The 3,406-nt window shown below is 64.5% G+C and carries 1 protein-coding gene; it reads right to left on the bottom strand.

What is annotated here, in order from left to right; all coding sequences use genetic code 11:
* Positions 1-138: 138 nt before the first annotated feature.
* Positions 139-3,165, bottom strand: coding sequence for an alpha-mannosidase (locus AC3WJU_RS22260; RefSeq protein WP_492260895.1), 3,027 nt, complete (start codon positions 3,163-3,165; stop codon positions 139-141).
* Positions 3,166-3,406 lie beyond the last annotated feature (241 nt).

The following is a 3,406-nucleotide window of genomic DNA, read 5'->3' as shown; positions in this document are numbered from 1 at the left end:
AGCTCAGGCCGGGGCCCTCGCCGGCGTGGCCCCACGGCCAGGGAACCCTGGCGGCGTGGGCCCAGCATTTGTTGTCGTTTTGGGCCTCCAAAACGACATCTACTGCGAGCTAGTTGGGTGGGCCGGGCACGCAAACGCCTAGCGGCTGAAACGCAAGGTCACCAGCTGGAACGGGCGCAGGGTCAGTTCGGCAGCTCCCACTCCGGGCTTCACTCCGGGAGCCTCGACGGGACGTTCCAACAGGTCCACGGATTGCACCATCCGGGATTCGAAGTTGGCTGTGATGAGGCCCGTGGAGCGTTCTCCCAGAGATTCGTAAAGCCGCACGATGACGTCTCCGGAGCCGTCCTCGGCAAGCTTGACGGCTTCGATGACCAGCGCTTGGTTGAACACCGTTAAAAGCGGCTCAACGGGGTTCGCCCCTGCCAGCAACCTCGGTTTGAGGTTGGTCCGATAGCCTTCTTCGACGGCCCCGCCGATGCTGGCGCCGGGCCGGATGCTCAGATCCAGGACGTGAACCCCAAGGTCGGCTTGGGGGTCCGGGAACTTGGGCGCCCGCAGCAGTGACACACGCACATTGGTGGTGGTCCCGCCGTCGTCACGGATGGTCCGGGTGACGTCGTGCCCGTAACTTGAGGCATTGGAGATTGCGACTCCGTAACCCGGCTCCGCCACGTGGATCCAGCGGTGGGCGCAGAATTCGAACTTGGCGGCTTCCCAGGACGTGTTCGTGTGCGTAGCCCGGAAGACATGCCCGAATTGGGTCTCCGAGGCGGAACGGTCCGCACGGACATCCAGCGGGAAACCGATCTTGAGCAGTTTCTCGTGTTCCTGCCAGTCCACCGTGGTGGAAATGCCGAGGGATTCCGCGCCCGCTTCGAGGGAAATGCGCTGCGTGATGGTGGAGGAGCCCACCGTCCGCTCCACCACGACGACGACGTCCCAGCCTGCACGTTCCAGCGTCACCGATCGCGCGTCGACCACCGGGACGACGTTCCGGCGATAGAACTCGTCGATGTCCCAGGCATCCCATTCGTTCGGCGTATCCCGGTGGAGCTCAAGGTGGTTGCCGAACGTCCCGGGCGCAATGGCTTCCCGGCCCGTTGCGTAATCGGAGAGGGAGGTCAGCAATCCATTGGCGTCCAGCACCGCCCGGATGATGCCGTTGTCCAAAACATAACCGCCGGCGCGCTCTGTGACACTGACTGGACTATCCGAGTGGACCGGTTCGGCAGCCGCGAGCGCCGGAACACCATTGCGCTCGTGCGGCGCGGCATTGAGCAGGAACGTGGTGTCTCCCTCGCCCAGAACGGCGGACGCGGCCCCCGCAATGATGCCTTCGAGCTCCCGGGCGATCGCGGCATAGTTCCGCTCCGCATCCTGGTGGACCCACGCGATGGAACTGCCCGGCAGGATGTCGTGGAACTGCTGCAGGAGTACAAGCCGCCACAACCGCTTGAGGTCCGCCGCGGGATAGGTGAACGAACCCGCAGTCCGTACTGCCGCCGTCGAGCACCAAAGCTCGGCCTCGCGCAGCAGGTGTTCCGAGCGGCGGTTGCCTTGTTTGGTATTGGCCTGGCTCGTGTACGTCCCCCTGTGCAGCTCAAGGTACATCTCCCCTACCCAGACCGGGAGGTTGTGGTACTCGGCCTCGGCCTGGGTGAAGAACTCCTTCGCGGTTCCCATGCGCACCTTCGGCGAGCCTTCGAGGTCCGCCGTCCGGTGGGCGGCGGCAACCATTTCGCGCGTGGGCCCGCCACCGCCGTCGCCGTAACCGAAGGGGACCAGCGAAATGGTACCGCGGCCATGCTCCCGGTAGTTGCGCTGGGCATGGGCCAGTTCGCGGCCGTGGAGCTCTGAGTTGTAGGTGTCCACGGGCGGGAAGTGGGTGAAAAGCCGCGTGCCGTCGATGCCCTCCCAGTTGAAGGTGTGGTGCGGCATCTTGTTGACTTGGTTCCAGGAGATCTTCTGGGTCAGGAACCACCGGGAACCAGCGGACTTGACGATCTGCGGGAGGGCCCCGGAATATCCGAAGGAGTCAGGCAGCCAGGCCTCCTGGCAGTCGATCCCGAACTCCTGCAGGAAGAAGCTCTTGCCCTCGACGAATTGGCGGGCCATTGCCTCGCCACCGGGCATATTGGTGTCGGATTCCACCCACATGCCGCCAACCGGCACGAATTGCCCGGCCTTCACCTTCTCCCGGATCCGGATGAACAGCTCAGGATAGAACTCCTTCATCCATGCCAATTGCTGCGCCGAGGAGCAGGAGAAGACGAAATCGGGGTTCTCATCCATGAGGGCGACAACGTTGGAGAAGGTGCGGGCGCATTTGCGGATGGTTTCCCGGACCGGCCATAGCCAGGCCGAGTCAATATGGGCGTGGCCAGTGGCCAGAAGTTCGTGGGCCGAGGCGTAAGCGGGCCGGCTCAAGACCTCGGCGAGGGCTTCCCTGCCGGCGGCTGCGGTACCGGCAACATCGTCCGGGTCCATGATGTCCAGCATGCGCTCGAAGGCGCGGAGGATCTCATGTCGCCGCGGCAGTTCGAAGGGCAGTTCGTGCATCAGCCCGCTAAGGGTCCAGATGTCCTGGTGGAGCTCCCAGACCACCTCGTTGAGTTCGGCGATGGCTATGCGTCCGAGCCGGTAGCGGGGCTCGTCTCCGGAGGTGGACTTGTCCCCGAGCGGGGTTGCCGCGAAGGTCCAGCTTTGGCTGAGATCCGGATTGGCCGCGGCTTCCACGTAGAAGTCCACCGAGAGTCCGCCACCCAGAAGCTTCAGCGGGACATGCTGGTTGCGCGGAGAGATGGCCTTGATGATGGTGCCGTCCGGGCGCCAGGCGATGCCCTCGCACTGGAATCCGGGTGCGTCGATGCTGAACCCGAGATCGACGACGATCTCGACCGTGGTGCCATCGGCGACTCCCCACCCCTCCGGGACCTCGCCCCGAAGCCGCAGCCACTTGGTGCTCCAGGCCTTGCCCCAGGCGGCACCGTGTTCCTGGGGTTCAAAGACCTGGCGGAGTGCTTCCGAGACCGGAACCGGCTCCCCCGGGGCATCCCAGCCGCTCAGTTCAAGAGGCAGCGCACGGCCATAGATGGCGGGGGCTATCCGCTCCCGGACAAAACGTTCGAGCCGCTTCTCAGTGATCCGGCGGTCGTCGTGCAATTGAAGTCCCCTTTGGCGGTGGGCTAGGTTGATTGCTTCCTTACCGTTATGAGCAGCCTAGTAGGCAGGTCACTGTCCGGAGGAACCAGATTCCATTCGATGGATAAAATCTACGTCTTTCCCGAACAATAGCCAAGTGATTGGCGGCTATCCCTGCAGGTCCCTATTCCCCGCCGGCTCCCAGCCTTCGCAAGCTCAGGCCGGGGCCCTCGCCGGCGTGGGCCCCCCCCCCGCGCCCCCC

The organism is Arthrobacter sp. FW306-1B-F12A (assembly GCF_058781865.1).
The sequence above is the reverse complement of the archived record's forward strand: the minus strand, read 5'-3'. Positions and strand labels throughout refer to the sequence as shown.